Consider the following 15,455-nt stretch of genomic DNA (forward strand, 5'->3'; position numbering starts at 1 on the left):
GGTGATGAATTTTAGTCAAATAAGTGATGCTTGCGTTAAATGTGGAAAATGTATTCCGGTTTGTACTATTCATGAAGTAAATCGCGATGAAACTACAAGCCCTAGGGGTTTTTTAGATCTTTTGGCAGCTTATAAGGAAGAAAAATTAGAGCTAGATAAAGAGGCTAGAAAGATTTTTGAATCCTGTTTTTTGTGTACAAATTGCGTCGAGGTTTGTCCGAGTAAATTAAGAGTAGATAATGCCATCGAAGAAGTGCGCTATGATATAGCTAAAAAATTTGGTATAGCATGGTATAAAAAAATTATCTTTTTTTTCTTAAGAAGGCGTAAAATTTTAGATTTGGTCGCGAAATTAGGCTATGTGTTTCAAAGCTGTGCTTTTAAAATTCAAAATGAGAATGAAAATGCAGGTATGAAGGCTAAATTTTCCATGCCTTTTGTTAAAAAAGGAAGATTGCTTACGAGTTTTAATAAAAAAAGTTTTTTAAATTCAAATCCTGATTTTATCGACAATGGAGGAGAAAAAACTGTAGGTTTTTTTGTGGGTTGTTTGGCAAATTATTTTTACATAGACACAGCTAATGCCGTACTTAAAATTGCCAAAGAAGTAAAAATCAATGTGGATTTAATGAAAGAACAAGTTTGTTGTGGTGCGCCGCAATTTTTTACAGGTGATTTTAAAAGTGTTGAAATTTTGGCTAAGAAAAATATAGAATATTTTGAAAAAAAATTAGAAAAGCTTGATGCTATTATCATTCCTGAGGCAACTTGCTCGGCAATGTTGAAAATAGATTTAGAACATTTTTTTAATATGCAAAATGATCCAGAGTGGGCCAAAAGAGCTCAAAAGATTTCCTCTCGCATCTATATGGCTAGTGAGTATTTTTATAAATTTACAAATTTAAAAGAGCTTTTAGAAAGTAAGAAAAAGCTTAATTATAGCATTACTTATCATGATCCTTGTCATGCGAGAAAGATGCAAGGGGTTTTTAAAGAGCCTAGAGAGCTTTTAAAAGCAAATTATCATTTCGTTGAAATGAGTAATCCTAATGCATGTTGTGGTTTTGGTGGGGTAAGTATGCAAACGGATTATTATGATAGGGCTTTGAGCGTAGGACTTAAAAAAGCAAGTATGATTGATGAAAGTAAAGCTTGTGTAGTTAGTGCCGAATGTTCGGCATGTAGAATGCAAATTTCAAATGCTTTGGAGCAAAATTCTAGTAAAGCAATTTTTGCAAGTCCTTTGGAACTTATAGCGAAAGCCTTATAGATGAAAATAACTTTTCAAGGCAAAAGTGATGAATATGAGATAGAAAAATCATATTTTTACAATAGGGCATTTATAGTTAAGGATAAAATTCCCAATAGAGATAAGATCGACTTTATAACTGATAGTGTAAGGCTTTTGGAATTTAGTGATCATAGCTTTGAATTTGATGAAATTTTAAAATGCTTGTATGATGAAAATGAAGAAAATACCATCATAGTAGAGGAAATTTTTACAACAAGTCAAATAAAACAAGATGAAGAGCCACGCAATCCACCTTTAGAAATAAAGATTGATGAAGCTCCTAAAAATAATACAAGATTTACTCCTTTTAATACTTTTTCAAGAATCTTTAACAAGGATTGCTTTATTTTTGCATCCGATAATTGTGAACAAAAAGAAAGTGTGAAGGTAGAAAAAAATCAAAAATTGAATATTTTTGAATCATTGAAAATTGAAGATTTAGATGCTAGTTTTGTAAAGATTGAAATTTTAGATTATGATGCTAGTAATGACAGTGTGAATTTTGATCTTGATGCCTTTCCTAGCGGAGCAAGTTATAAGTATGGAATTTCTCAAAACACCATGTATATAATTTTACAAGGAAAAATGCCAAGCCTTTTACTTCTTGATTTTTTAAAAAGTTTTGTTTATAAAAACAAAAAAGAGCTAGCTTGCGAGAAAACATTTGTTTTAACGCTAAATCACAAGTTAGTTTATGAGCTTAAGGCTTTTTTTACTTGAAATTATTTGTTGATACTTTCAATATCAGAGCGATTTTTTTCAATCAAAGAGCGATTGTTTTGAGTAGTGTTTTTAAGTTCATTCACTTCTTCTTTTATATTTTGTATGCTTTGATTTAAAAGCTCAAGTTTTTTCTCATAGCGCATGATGAGCATAAATACAATAAATAAAAATATAATAAATAAAAATACAAAAAAATACTGCACTTGTTCTCCTTTATTCTCACCTATAATACTATAAATAATTTTCTTAAAAAGAGATGATTTTAGGTATTAATTTTTAATTTCATAAAATTAAACAAAATAAAACAAATATTTTTTAAAACTATATCTATATTGAAACAATATTTTTAAAATTGATTATTAAATAAGAGGGTAGGGCGAGAGATAAATTGTGTTTGGAAATTAATCTAAAATTTCAAGCACAATTTCTTCTTTTAAACCCTTGTTTTGAATTTCTTTAAGACTTAAATTAGATGGAAGATGATTTAAAATCTCAGCATTGTTTTTAGCTTTAATCCTTGCGCAAAGAGCAAGTAAAATCCCCCTATAAGCTTTAGCAAAATGGCTAACTACCTTACCCTTTTTTATAAATTTATAAGTACTAAATTTGCGCTTTGGGGTGTAAAATTTATCATAAAAACCCGCTCTTAAATCAAGCAGTTCTTCATTTTTTAAATATTCATTTAAAGCTTTACTAAAATGTTCTTTGTAAAATTTTTCTATAGCAAAATTATTTATTTTCGCGCCTTGTTTGAATTTATAAAAAGGCAAATGATCGCTTGCTTTAACTACCCCGAAAAGATTTGAAAAAATAAGAGTGTTTTCAAGGATGTATTTTTGACTTTCTTTATCTAAAATATCAAAATTTAAATACTCATAACTTACCCCGCTATAAAGCGTTATAGCTTGTTGGGTAGGAGAATTTTTTAAATCTCTTTGAAAATTAGAAATTTCATTTTCATTTTTTATACCAAAAAGTTCTTGTAAGGCTTTCAAATCAGCGTTATTGATATATTCTTCATATTTTTTTACAGCTTGCATTCTAAAATCAAATAAATTTTCAAATATAAAAGAGCTTTTATCTATAGGTTTTTCTTTGCAAGTATCGTTTTTGCTTTCGCTAGGAGAGAATAAAATTTTCAATTTTGTCCTTTTTAAATCTTTAAAATTAAAGACTAAAAAGTATCGAAAAATATATAAAACTAGGCTTAAAAAAGGTAAAAGAGTATATGGAGATTTCTCTCCATATTACTTAAAAGCCTGTTGCACCTCCAAGCATTATAGGTATCATCATAAAGCCAAAAAGTATTCTAAGTGTTTCTGTAAAGTCTTGATTGTTAACAGTTAGCTTTTCTACTGCGTTAATACCTTCTTTAGGATAATCACTTAATGCAATAGGTTTAAATTTAGCTTCTAAATCAAGTTTATAGACTTCATCTTTTGTGATTTCATTTAGAGCCAACAAAGCTTTATCTATAAGCAAGGTTTGTTCTTCATTTTGACTTTGAATTTTAAGAGCTTCTAGGCCACCTTTAGCGATTGTTATATAATTTTCAAAAACACCCTGGGTATCTAAAGAAGAGTTAATTTTAAAATTATTTAAGATAACGCTTTCTTGTATAGGTTGAGCAAATCCTTGCTGATCTAGAAGTTCTTCTACGGCTTTTTCATCTATTGCATAGGTTTGTGTATTGTATTTAATTCCTGCTTTTTCGAAGAAATCAAGCAAGCTTTGTTTGTAGTCAAAATTTAAATTCATATCGAAATTTAAGTCTTGATTGTTTATTTTCATGTTAAAATTGTTATTATAATCGCTATTTTTTACAAAAAGTGAATTTTCAAATGAAAGTGTAAAGACACCCGAACTAAGTTTAGCGAGATAATCTTGAATCTTTGGATCGCTTTGAGATAAGCTTGCATTGATATCGCTGATCACTTTTTCTCCAAGTTTAAATCCTTCTAAGGTAAAACTTGTTTTTAAATTTTTATTTTTACTCAATAGATTATCGTAATAATCTTTTAAAGAGATTAAGCCTCGCTCCTCTCCTGTGTAAATTTCATTAGAGTAAATTTCTAAATTTTTTGCTTCGATGAGTTTTTGCTCTGTTTGGGTATTGTCTTTTGCAAAAACATTAAAATTAGGGCTTGAACATCTAAGAAACATTCCATCGCCTTTACAAGAAAAATTAGAAATTTCTATTCTTACACCCATATCTTGTTGAAAATCCTTAAGGGTTTCATTTATTTGAGTGTTAAGACGCTCCTCATATTTTGCAACTGTTGTTTTATCAAGCGAGTTGCTGCACGCTGAAAAGAAAAATATAGCACCTAGGGTTAGAGCAATACTTTTTTTCATAAAATCTTCTCCTTAATATAGTTTTATAAATTATAACAATCTTATACTTAAATTTTTATGCTTTGATATTGATATTACTTTTTTACACAAGAAGAAATAATTTTATCTTAAAAAATTGAAATATGCTTTTTTTTAAAGTATAATGCTTTTGCATTTTTTGCAAAATAAATTAGGGTTTATACCAAGAAAGGAAAAGTATGAAAAAAATGCTCTTAAGTATTTTTACAACCTTTGTTGCAGTATTTTTGGCTGCTTGTGGAGGAAATTCAGATTCTGGTGCTTCAAATTCTCTTGAAAGAATCAAGCAAGATGGAGTAGTAAGAATAGGAGTTTTTGGAGATAAACCGCCTTTTGGTTATGTAGATGAAAAAGGCGTAAATCAAGGTTATGATATAGTCTTGGCGAAACGTATAGCAAAAGAACTCTTAGGAGATGAAAATAAGGTGCAGTTTGTATTAGTTGAAGCTGCAAATAGGGTGGAATTTTTAAAATCAAATAAAGTTGATATTATTTTAGCTAATTTTACTCAAACACCTGAAAGAGCAGAACAAGTGGATTTTTGCTTACCTTATATGAAGGTAGCTTTAGGTGTGGCTGTGCCTCAAGATAGCAATATCAGTAGCATAGAAGATTTAAAAGATAAAACTTTACTTTTAAACAAAGGAACTACCGCTGATGCGTATTTTACAAAAGAATATCCTGATATTAAAACATTAAAATACGATCAAAATACCGAAACTTTTGCCGCTTTAATAGATCAAAGAGGGGATGCTTTAAGTCATGACAATACTTTGCTTTTTGCGTGGGTAAAAGAACATCCTGAATTTAAAATGGCCATTAAAGAATTGGGCAATAAAGATGTAATTGCTCCTGCTGTTAAAAAAGGTGATAAAGAGCTTAAAGAATTTATTGATAATCTAATCACAAAATTAGGAGAAGAACAATTCTTCCATAAAGCTTATGATGAAACTTTAAAAAGTCATTTTGGAGATGATGTAAAAGCTGATGATGTAGTTATTGAAGGCGGTAAAATTTAACAAAAAAAGGGCTTTTGCCCTTTTTTAATTTATCAGGATAAAATATGCAAAAAAAATACAAAAATATAATTTATGCTTCTTTGGGCGGAATTTTAGAATTTTATGATTTTGTGCTCTTTGCCTTTTTTTTGGATATTTTTGCCAAGGTTTTCTTTCCTCAAAATGATACTTTTTGGATGCAAATAAATGCTTATATAGCTTTTGGTGCTGCTTATTTGGCGCGTCCTTTTGGATCTATTGTTATGGCGCATTTTGGCGATAGATACGGGCGTAAAAATATTTTTTACATATCTATGCTTTTTATGGTTTTGCCTAGTTTTGCTTTGGCGTTTTTGCCAAGCTATGAGAGTATAGGTATACTTGCTACATTGATTTTATTTTTAATTCGCATTTTACAAGGCTTAGCTGTAGGGACAGAAGTAAGTGGAGCTTGGGTATATGTAAGTGAATTTGTTAAAGGGCGTCAAGTTCCTTTAGCTTTAGGTTTTATTTCAGCAACTTTGACTATAGGTTTATTGCTTGGAAATCTTGCCACTTTAGGGATAAGATCTTATTTTAGCGCGCAAGAGGTTGAAGAGTATGCTTGGAGAATTCCTTTTATTGTAGGAGGATTTTTTGGATTTTTTGCCTTATTTTTAAGAACAAAACTCAGTGAAACTCCTGAATTTGAAAGAATAAAAAAAGAAAATAGACTTTTAAATTTTCCTTTAAAGGACGCACTTAAAACTTATAAAACAAGCATGTTAGTATGCTTTTTAATGACCGTTATTTTAACCAGCGGTGTAGCGACTTTGATGATACTTCCAAAATATCTTGAAGAGTTATTGTCTATAAATAAAACCTCGGCTTTATGGATACAAAATTTCGCTATTTTGGCTGTTATTTTAGGGGCATTGATTCAAGGAATTTTGGCTAGCAAGTGGGGAAGTTATAGAATTTGTTCTATTTTTAGCATAACTTTTATGTTTTTTGGCATGCTTTTTAGTTTTTATGATGCAAATTTCTTATTTTATTTTTTACTTGCTTGTTTTGCTCAAGGAATTATCACTTTTGCTCCTGTTTTTATGACTCAAATTTTCAAAAGTGAACTTAAATTCAGTGGACTTAGCTTTGCTTATAATATTTCTTATGCGCTTTTAGGTTTTCTAACTCCTTTTATAGTCAATGCTTTTTATAAAGAATATATGGGTGTCTATCTTATGGTGGTAGGATGCTGCTCCTTGTTTAGCGTATTTTTACTTAAGCGTATTTTTGCAAGGAGCGAGGCAAAAGAACTAAGCGTTGTCTTTTAAAACTTCAAAAACAACTCTAGATATTTTTTCTACAGAAGTGATTTCGCAGTGCTCATCGGTTGAGTGGGGATTGTGGATATTTGGCCCTATAGAAGCACATAAAAGTTCTTGTTTTTTTTCTATGATTCCGCATTCTAATCCTGCATGGATAGCCGAAACTCTAGCTTTGGGTGAGACTTTTTTAAGAGCTTTTAATACCTTATCACTCAGTGCATTAGCTTTGCCTTCCCAAGGGGGATAAAAATTAAAACTTCTTACTTTATAGCCAAAAGCTTTAAAAAATTCCATGGTTTCAAATTCTATCTGTTTTAAACCATCTAATATATTAGATCTTGCAAAAAGTGTAAATTTGATTTGTTGATTTTCCATTTTTAAAGTGGCTAGGTTGATACTAGTTTGCACTATGCCTAAATGTTCATCATAAGCTCTAACTCCATGTGCGAAAGCATTGATGGTATTTAAAAGCTTTTCATTTTGATCGCAAATTTCAAATTCACCTTCTTCTTTAAATTCGCATTTTATCCACCCATTGCCTTTTACTTCATTTTCAAAATGCACCAAAGCTTTAGCGTGCTTAGGGATAGAATTTATCCTTTCTCCACCCTCAAAAGAGATGATTTTTCCTTTATTTTCTTTGATAAATTGAGCCATTTCCTTGATAGAACTTTTTTCATTGCGCACGATATTGATCCCTGAATGCCCCCCTTTAAAATTTTGTGCTTGAAGTTCATAAATTTTACCTCTTGCTTTAAGAGTGCTAAAGCTTAGCTCAGCTTCTATATCTACTCCACCTGCACAACCTATCATGATCTCATCATCGCTTTCATGGTCTAAATTTAAAAGCATTTTGGAAGCTAAAGTGTGCTCGAGTGAATTTACTCCCATGAGTCCGACTTCCTCATCATTTGTAAAAAGGCATTCTAGATTTTCAAATTCAGCCATAGCACTCATCATAATGGCTATTCCTATGCCATTATCCGCTCCAAGACTTGAATTTTTAGCTCTTAAAAAGCCATTTTCTTCATATACTTCTACTTTTGGAGCTTCTCCCATGCAAACCATATCATAATGACTTTGGAGGCAAATTTTAGGATTTCCTCTAATAGCGTGAATATTTCCTGCTTTATCTATGCTTACTTTAAAGCCTTTATCTTTAGCATAGGAGCTTAAAAATTCTTTCATTTGTTCTGTTTGATAGCTACAATGTGGAATCTTGCACAAATTTTTAAAATTTTCTATAACATTTTGCATTCCATCTCCTTTTTTTGTTAAAATTATGGCATATTTTTAAAAATTTAAGGAAATAATGAGAATAAATTATAAAAAATTATTCAATTTAAGAAAAATTGCAAGCGATCCTAAGAAACTTTTAGCATTTTTGATTTTTGCTTTAATGATCGCTTTTGTACAAAATTATATAGTACAAAATCCTAGTTTTAAAGCTCAAGTGATTAGGGTGATTGATGGTGATACCATAGAAATTAGTACCAACAATAAAACCAGTAAAATACGATTTTTTGGCATAGATGCGCCTGAGTTAAAGCAAAATTTTGGCAAACAATCAAAAGCAGCACTTGAGAAAATTTTAAAAGATAAGGAAGTTTATATTTTTTCTAAAAACAAAGATAATTATGGTAGAATTGTTGCTATTGTAAAGCTTAAAGATGTGGATATTAATCAGTTTTTAGTGAGTCAAGGATATGCTTGGGCGGATACATATTACACCAATGCTTATATTAAAGAGCAAGAAAAAGCTCAAAAAAATAAACTGGGTCTTTGGAAAGATGATAATCCAATAGAGCCTTATAAATGGCGCAAACAAAATAGATTTTAAGGCAGGTAATGAAAAAATATATTTTAATGCTAGCTTTGCTTTTTGGAATATCAGGATGTTTTGTAAATGAAAGAGGCATTTCAAATCGGTTTTATGATGATTGCCATGAATATTATGATGCAAGTGGAACTTATCATAAGGACTGCCCTAAAAATTGGGTAGATATTAAAATGACTCCTTGATGATTTATTTGCGTAAAGATGCTGATAATGCTGATCCTATCGCTTCAGGATTTACTGTGCTTGTTGGGGAATCAGGATTTTCTGCTGCTTTGGCTGTATTAAGAGGAGGTCGTTTGAGTTTAAATATATGCTCATCTGTACTAACAACTTGTATGGTTGCTTCAAACATTTTAATCTCTTTTACATGTCCTACAACTTTTACATCTCGCTTTTTAGAAGTTTCATCAAACAAAGCATGAGCTTCAAGTTCTAAAACATCGCCTAATTTAAGTGGAGCATAAAAGAAACATTTTGAACCGATAACAACAGAGAATTCTTTATTGATTGAAGCTTGTGCGACATAGTTTGCAGCAGCAAAAATAAAAGCATCAAAAACTAACCCTTGTTCATCTACAACCATATCGCTTGTAGTGATGAGTATCGACTTTGCAAAATTTTTATCAAGCTCGATAATAGTTCCTGCTAAGGAGGTGTTGAGTTCTGGACAAGTTAAAAGTTCAGCTCTTACACGAGAGATATCCTCAGCGGATGCATATTCTTCAAAAGTATCTTTTTTTGCCATTTTTGCGCCTTTGGTGTTCTATATTATCTACTTCAAAACATTTCTTGATGCTATATCGGCTTAGTAAATAAAAAATTTATACCTTTATGCGAACATAGACTCTTTTAGGTGCCTCATAACCCTCAATAGTGAGGTTTTTATCGTTTGGATCTAAAAAATTTTCCAAAGAAAAAGAATCAATCCATTCTGTTTTTCTTTGTTCATTTTCATCTGTTGTTTTTGTAGCTAGGACTTCAAAATCTTTAAATCCTGCTCTTTCACACCAATTTTTTAAAGCACTAATGCTAGGAACAAAATAAATATTAGGGATTTTAGAATAGGTTTTATTAGGAACTAGGGCAATTTCTCTTGGATCTTCTATATACATGGTATCTAAAAATACAGTTCCATTTTTATTTAATCCCGCCTTTAAATCTTTTAGCATTTTTACGGGATCGCTTCTGTGATAAATCACTCCAAGACAGAAAATCACATCAAATTTCAACTCATATTTTGGCAAATCTTCTACGCCTAAAAGCTCATATTTTATAGGAGTTTTAGCAAGAGTATTTATGAGTTCAAATTGTAAGCGATATTTGATTGAAGGATCAAAGCCTATAAGTTTTTTTGGATTAAATTCAAGCATTTTAAACATATAATAACCATTATTGCAACCAATATCAGCAACACATTTTTGAGAAATTTCACTCATAAAAGGTTTTAAGATATTGAATTTAATAAAGCTTTGCCATTCCGTATCGATAAAAAGTTCATCTATTTTAAAAGGACCTTTTCTCCATGGTTTTAATTCTTTTGTGAGTTCTAAAATTTCTTTTTTTGCTTGAGAGTTTGTTTTTAGGGTAACACTATCTTCTAAATAAAGCTTAGAATCCAGTTCAACTTCTTTCAAATTCTGAATTTTAGAAAATAGGGGATGATTTAAAAATTGTTTTTCAAGTGGATTTTCTTGCATATTTTTCCTTGATAATCTAATTTTAGAATAATAACAAAAACAATTTGATTATAGGTTAAAATATGTAAAATTATACATATAATATGTTTTTATCAGTAAAATCATTGAAGAATAGATTTTTTATGTGATGAAATATTTTATAAAAATTTACAACTAGTTAAAAAGCATAGTTTGGTTGCTTATAATTGATAAATTTTATTTTTCGTAATTTAAACTTGGTTTTACTATTGTGTAGATAGATTTATCTTTATAATAAATTCTATACTCTTTTCGCAGCAAGTGATAAATTTTAAAATAATCGATCGAGTTATTTATCTCTACTTTTACTTAAGTAGAATTTATAGATAGGTAATTCATGAGGTTAAAAGTATCAGGATTGATACCTAATTCTTTGCCTATAGCTTTTTAACTTTTCAATTATTTCTTGCATTTGCATGTTAAATCCTTTGATTTTAATTTTAAGAAATTTAAATATAAAAAGTAGTGAAAAGCTTTTAATTTGAAAGGTAAAATATGGATATAAAATTTGTACTACAAATCAAAGTCAAAAAATGAGACTTCGATTTGTAAAGCTACTTTATAAAATTTTTTATTTTAAAAATATTTATTTAGGAAAATTTAATAAAAAATAATATTTAAAAGATGAAGAGTAAGTTATTCTTTTCTTTTGGTTGTCAGCATTGTTTTGAATTAGCTGGTTATAATCTCGCGGTTGGTTATTTATTTTTGGAAAAATAGACTTAATTAGATTAAAAGCAGAATCCTTATTTGATTTAGTAAATTTTTTTATTTCTTCTTTAATGTTTTCAGGGATTTTTATTTCATTATTTATAAGATCATAAGGATTATATTGTTCAATAAATAACATTCTATTGTCATATATATAATCATAAAGTCTAGGTTCAAATATTTTTAATAATGTGATCACAGCAAAATCATATAAATATAATTCTTGATTTATAGCATTGACTTCAATTTTAAAAGTATTTAAAAACCTCTCCATATCTCTAATACTTTTAAAAGCATCTGCAAAATTATTTTCTTTTATTTTTTTAATAAACTCATCTTTATCCAATGCTTCATGTTTTATATGAATTGTTTTTAGTTTTTTTATAAATATATCTTTTAAGTTTTCTTGACTAACTTTAGGCAATTTAATAGGAACTTGAACTATTTTTTCTATATATTTACCACCTTTATCTTTTTGAATTTTATCTAAAGCTTTAGAAACAATCTCTTCATCATAAGAAAGAATATATATGGTATTTTTAAAATCAGCTATAGATCTTACAAGTTGAAAAATTTCTTGTATATCTGTATCGGCCAATCTATCAAGATCATCAATGACTATGATTATTTTTATGTCTATATTTAATAAAGCGGTGTTAATTTCATTTTTGATTTCATCTAAACCCTTTTTCTCTACACTTAATAGTTTGTTAAAATTATTAATAATACTTGAAGCTCGAGACATTGCCACTGAAGCAACTGGATCTGCAATCATATAAGATGACATTTTAAATAACAATGATAAATCTTCTAGTTTATTAGGTACTTCAGATAAAAATTTAAATTTTGCATGAGAATATATTTTTTTAAATTTTTAATTTTAAATTTTGGAAATGAAGCTTTACGAATTTCTTTGGCAAGCGTTGTAAAAAAATCGCTGATAAGTTTTTTTCTAGTAGAGATATTCCAAGGATTAAATTTCACTATAATGAAATTCTCATCATCTTTAAAATCCTCCAAAGTCATATTAACGAAAGAGGTCCTTCCACTACCCCAATCACTTATAATTCCAAAAGTAATACTATCTTTTTCTTTATAATTTTTAATAATTGTATTTAGTTGTTCTGCTACTGAATTTCTACTGAACAAATCCTCCTCTTTTTTCTCTATAGGTTTGTCTATATTAACGCTTTCTAATTTTTCTTGTTTGTTTTGATTATTTTCCATAAAATAAGCTCCTTTTGGTTTTTGAGATTATATATAATTTTTAACTATGTTTTATGATAAAAAGAACCAAAGGTATTCTAATCACTCTTGAGAGGGTAAAAAAATATTTTTGGTTTTTTGCTTTAAATAAGGAAAGATAAAAAGCTATCTATAATTTTTTAAGACCTATTGTTTAGGGTTTTACTAAAATCATCTAGAGATAGTTGGATGTTTTTTGAAACATATCACTCATAATTTAAAATAGGTTCTTTGTATCGATTTTTCCTAACTTTTTGGAATAAAAAATAAAAAGTTAGGAGAAAAGTTAGGAAAAAAGTTTCAAAATGGATTTTAATGGAAAAAACTTTAATTTAGGCTTTATATATCTACGAAAAGCCTATTTTATAGATAATTAAAAAGAAGTAAAAAAAATTGAAAAAAGCTAAAAGAAGTATAAATGGTGCGGTTAGCGAGATTTGAATAATATAGAGATATTGCCTATATTTACATATAATTATTTTATATATTTTTACAAAGTCAATAGCTAGGTCAATAACTTTTTAGAATATAAAAATAGGTTTTTCTTTCTTTTCTATTTTTTCATTTAATATATCTGTGGTTTCAAAATTATACCATATTGTAGGATTAATCATATCTTTTGCTAATTCAAAAGCTTCGCTCCCATTTCCGCCTTCATTGTTGTCTAAATCGCTACCTTTTTGCTCATTTATCATACCAGGGGTATTAGCTGTAATGCTTTGTACCACATCAAAAATCTTACTAGCTCCGCTTAATAAATTACCCGCAATATTTAAAGTTGATTCAAAAATTGTCATTTCTTGTGCTGCTTGTGCTATATTTTTTGTAAAATCTGCAGCTAAATTCCAATTATTGGCACCCCAAGCACCTAAAAAATCAACCAAACCCCAAACAGCATTAAGAATTGAAAATAATTTATTTCCAGTAAGTGAACCCACAGCTAAACCTAAGCTAATTCCTAGTGTGATACTCGCAGCTACACTCCCATTCACTCCTATCAATGTTCCTAGCCATGCACCTTGCCCGCCAATCCACCAAGTAGCTACAGCTAAAACGATAGTGACAATAGGTGCTAAAAAGCTTAAAATTCCTTTGCTTGATTTTTCGTATACATAAAGATAATAAAAACTATCCCATAATGCAAACCATCTATCTCTACGCCCATAAGGTAAATTTGAACTTTTTCTATATAATGGATATATACTTGGCGTAACACTTGTATCTTTTTTACCCCAACTTGCATTATTTAGAGAAGAAAATGCTACATAAGGCTCTTCATAACAAACTAAATTAAAACCATTATAAAAACATAAAGGAGTTGCATATTTGCATTTATAATTTTCTTTTATTGAGTTAAATACTTCAAAAAAAGATATCTTTTTGCTTGTTAAAGTATAATATATTTTACTCGGATCACTCTCTCTAGTTTTTTGTGCTTTCTCATATACATTATAGGTTATTTCTACTTTTTCGATTCTAAATATATTTTTATTTAATTCTTTAAAATCATTATAAAATTTTTCAACATCAATGCATAATTTTTTATAAGGTTTTCCAAAAGTTGGTTTAAATTCAACATTTTCTACTTTAATTTCTGGTATTTTAATATCATCAATACTAGGATATATCCATTCATTATTTTTTTGGATGGTTTGAGAAAAAATAACTACTTCGATATCGTTTATAAGCATTTCATAATTTATATTTTCCAATGCCTTATTTAATATATCTTTGAAATTTATTTTTTCATCAATATAAAAAAATCCTTTTCCATTATATTTCCAAGCTTTTTCTTTTTCAAATAAAAGAGCTAAATTATTTGGAAAACCATAATAATACTGCATACTTCCTAAATTATAATTAGTTCTTATTTCGCAAATATCATGATATATTCCATTTTTACTGCTAGGATCTCCTTTATAAGGTTTGTACGGATCTTGCCCTACGAAAAATTGGTTAAGTCCTAAATCATTATAGTTTTCCTTATTATAAGGTGCAGTGCTAGAACTTTTAATGTTATATTTTTTCACTATATACGAATTTTTAAATAGCGGATGGTTTATATTTTGAATTTGACTTCTACCTTTTCTTACAAGTTGTTTATGTAAAAGCTCAACATATTTATTTACCCCTATCATAGCATAGGTAAACCATTGTTTATATACTTCTTGTGTATCCGATTCTCCTATGTTTGATGGATAAGCAGGCTTAAGAGTATAATTTCTCATAAGCTTTTTTTCATCTATAAGCATTATGAAGACTTTTCTATATTTTTTATCTTTTCTTTAACAAGCTTCATAATTTCTTGTGGTATATCAAGACCACCAGTGCAATATCCAAATTGAACACTTTGTGTAACTTTTGCAGCTTCTATTCTTAAATTATCATCTATCTGTGAAGTTTGTCTAGCTATTAATGCAGGTTTTGCTTTTTCTGTTTCTGTTTGAGCTCTTAAAAGTAAAGCTTTTTCAGCATTAAGCTCGTTTTCATCGCCTTGTAAAATCATGGATAAAGCTGTATTTTGACTTTGAGCCACTATGGTTTGTCCAACACTTACCAACGCTTGTGCCAAGCTTTGAAATTGTTGGTCATTTCTTATAACATTATCGTTTCCAAATTGTTCTAAAAGCTTTTTAAATTCTCCAAATGGAGATTTTTCCGCTAAACTCATTTCTAAAATTTGCGGATAAATTTCTTTAAATGCTTCAAGTCTTTTGTTGTAATCAACATTTGTATTACTCATTATTTAGCTCCTTTATTTTGCTTATCTGAATTTCACACTGTTTGTATTTGTAAAAAAGCATAGAATAAGCATTTAAAATATCTAGTTCATTTTTTACTATTGGCTTTTCAATGGGGCTTAGTGTTAGTAGCTCTTGTGGTATTTTCACTTTTTGAATTTCTATTTTGGTTACTACTTGCGCAGTTGTCGTCCCACAACCTATCAACGACATCGTTAAAAAGCTTGGTAAGATTATTTTCATTGCTTTTATAAATGTATTCTTTAACATATTGCACCCTTTCTTGTACTTGATTTTTTTGATTGTTTGCTTCATTTAAAGCCTTTAATTCTGTTTTATGAATTTGATTTAATTCTTTTAATTTTTCTTGATTATTTTCATTTATTTTTAAAGCCAAAGCTAAATCACTTTGACTTTTTTCTAATTTGGCCTTTGTGCTATCAAGTCTTAGATAAAAATATCCTGTTAAGATTGCCATTAAAGCTAAGGCTATATAAAGCTTTGCATTTCCA

The 15,455-nt window shown here is 28.9% G+C and carries 18 protein-coding genes; 6 read left to right on the forward strand and 12 right to left on the reverse strand.

The window, feature by feature from the left end; translation table 11 throughout:
• Positions 1-4: 4 nt before the first annotated feature.
• Together BGS43_RS01330 and BGS43_RS01335 are read left to right on the forward strand one after the other, a co-directional pair.
• Positions 5-1,270: a (Fe-S)-binding protein gene (locus tag BGS43_RS01330; RefSeq protein ID WP_025398998.1), complete on the forward strand. Its 1,266-nt coding sequence runs from the start codon at positions 5-7 to the stop codon at positions 1,268-1,270.
• Positions 1,271-2,011 (forward strand): DUF5416 family protein, encoded by a 741-nt coding sequence (locus BGS43_RS01335; RefSeq protein ID WP_025398997.1) that lies wholly within the window; start codon positions 1,271-1,273, stop codon positions 2,009-2,011.
• A 2-nt stretch (positions 2,012-2,013) separates the two neighbouring features.
• On the opposite strand, the gene BGS43_RS01340 is transcribed toward BGS43_RS01335, so the two are convergent.
• From BGS43_RS01340 to BGS43_RS01350, 3 genes are all read right to left on the reverse strand, one after another.
• Positions 2,014-2,217, reverse strand: a complete 204-nt coding sequence (locus tag BGS43_RS01340; RefSeq protein WP_052784998.1) for a hypothetical protein — start codon at positions 2,215-2,217, stop codon at positions 2,014-2,016.
• A 198-nt stretch (positions 2,218-2,415) separates the two neighbouring features.
• Complete coding sequence (locus BGS43_RS01345; RefSeq protein ID WP_002837794.1) at positions 2,416-3,156, reverse strand: YaaA family protein; 741 nt, start codon at positions 3,154-3,156, stop codon at positions 2,416-2,418.
• 109 nt (positions 3,157-3,265) lie between these two features.
• Positions 3,266-4,369: a JlpA family lipoprotein adhesin gene (locus BGS43_RS01350; protein WP_002844869.1), complete on the reverse strand. Its 1,104-nt coding sequence runs from the start codon at positions 4,367-4,369 to the stop codon at positions 3,266-3,268.
• Between the two features lie 197 nt (positions 4,370-4,566).
• Between BGS43_RS01350 and BGS43_RS01355 the strand changes: the two genes are divergently transcribed.
• Together BGS43_RS01355 and BGS43_RS01360 are read left to right on the forward strand one after the other, a co-directional pair.
• Positions 4,567-5,406, forward strand: a complete 840-nt coding sequence (locus BGS43_RS01355; protein ID WP_002790666.1) for a cysteine ABC transporter substrate-binding protein — start codon at positions 4,567-4,569, stop codon at positions 5,404-5,406.
• Positions 5,407-5,450: 44 nt separating this feature from the next.
• On the forward strand, positions 5,451-6,698 hold the full coding sequence (locus BGS43_RS01360; RefSeq protein ID WP_025398994.1) for an MFS transporter: 1,248 nt from the start codon (positions 5,451-5,453) through the stop codon (positions 6,696-6,698).
• Here BGS43_RS01360 and BGS43_RS01365 read toward each other — a convergent pair.
• Complete coding sequence (locus BGS43_RS01365; protein ID WP_002825420.1) at positions 6,681-7,949, reverse strand: M20/M25/M40 family metallo-hydrolase; 1,269 nt, start codon at positions 7,947-7,949, stop codon at positions 6,681-6,683. The genes BGS43_RS01360 and BGS43_RS01365 overlap by 18 nt on opposite strands.
• Before the next feature lie 55 nt (positions 7,950-8,004).
• Between BGS43_RS01365 and BGS43_RS01370 the strand changes: the two genes are divergently transcribed.
• Both BGS43_RS01370 and BGS43_RS01375 read left to right on the forward strand, forming a co-directional pair.
• Positions 8,005-8,532 carry a thermonuclease family protein gene (locus tag BGS43_RS01370; protein ID WP_002781916.1) on the forward strand — a complete coding sequence of 176 codons (528 nt, stop codon included), beginning with the start codon at positions 8,005-8,007 and terminating at the stop codon, positions 8,530-8,532.
• Positions 8,533-8,540: 8 nt separating this feature from the next.
• Positions 8,541-8,714, forward strand: a complete 174-nt coding sequence (locus BGS43_RS01375) for a hypothetical protein (protein ID WP_002778960.1) — start codon at positions 8,541-8,543, stop codon at positions 8,712-8,714.
• 4 nt (positions 8,715-8,718) lie between these two features.
• Here BGS43_RS01375 and BGS43_RS01380 read toward each other — a convergent pair whose 3' ends face one another.
• The 8 genes from BGS43_RS01380 to BGS43_RS01415 all read right to left on the reverse strand — a co-directional run.
• Positions 8,719-9,276 (reverse strand): hypothetical protein, encoded by a 558-nt coding sequence (locus tag BGS43_RS01380; RefSeq protein ID WP_096568522.1) that lies wholly within the window; start codon positions 9,274-9,276, stop codon positions 8,719-8,721.
• A gap of 76 nt (positions 9,277-9,352) precedes the next feature.
• Complete coding sequence (gene cmoB / locus BGS43_RS01385; RefSeq protein ID WP_004288431.1) at positions 9,353-10,228, reverse strand: tRNA 5-methoxyuridine(34)/uridine 5-oxyacetic acid(34) synthase CmoB; 876 nt, start codon at positions 10,226-10,228, stop codon at positions 9,353-9,355.
• Between the two features lie 604 nt (positions 10,229-10,832).
• Positions 10,833-11,732, reverse strand: coding sequence for a P-loop NTPase fold protein (locus BGS43_RS01390; RefSeq protein WP_052785034.1), 900 nt, complete (start codon positions 11,730-11,732; stop codon positions 10,833-10,835).
• A gap of 35 nt (positions 11,733-11,767) precedes the next feature.
• Complete coding sequence (locus tag BGS43_RS01395) at positions 11,768-12,184, reverse strand: P-loop NTPase fold protein (RefSeq protein ID WP_096568525.1); 417 nt, start codon at positions 12,182-12,184, stop codon at positions 11,768-11,770.
• Between the two features lie 539 nt (positions 12,185-12,723).
• The gene (locus BGS43_RS01400; protein ID WP_096568528.1) at positions 12,724-14,454 is read right to left on the reverse strand and encodes a hypothetical protein; all 1,731 of its coding nucleotides are present in this window, start codon (positions 14,452-14,454) and stop codon (positions 12,724-12,726) included.
• The gene (locus BGS43_RS01405) at positions 14,454-14,945 is read right to left on the reverse strand and encodes a hypothetical protein (protein ID WP_096568532.1); all 492 of its coding nucleotides are present in this window, start codon (positions 14,943-14,945) and stop codon (positions 14,454-14,456) included. Before BGS43_RS01405 ends, BGS43_RS01400 begins: the two co-directional genes overlap by 1 nt.
• The gene (locus BGS43_RS01410; protein WP_044600783.1) at positions 14,938-15,156 is read right to left on the reverse strand and encodes a hypothetical protein; all 219 of its coding nucleotides are present in this window, start codon (positions 15,154-15,156) and stop codon (positions 14,938-14,940) included. Before BGS43_RS01410 ends, BGS43_RS01405 begins: the two co-directional genes overlap by 8 nt.
• On the reverse strand, positions 15,053-15,455 hold a 403-nt coding region (locus tag BGS43_RS01415), incomplete at its 5' end, for a hypothetical protein (RefSeq protein WP_096568535.1). The genes BGS43_RS01415 and BGS43_RS01410, both read right to left, overlap by 104 nt.

Origin of the sequence: Campylobacter sp. 110 (genome assembly GCF_002383965.1) — a bacterium.
In the GTDB taxonomy this organism is placed as follows: Bacteria; Campylobacterota; Campylobacteria; order Campylobacterales; family Campylobacteraceae; genus Campylobacter_D; species Campylobacter_D coli.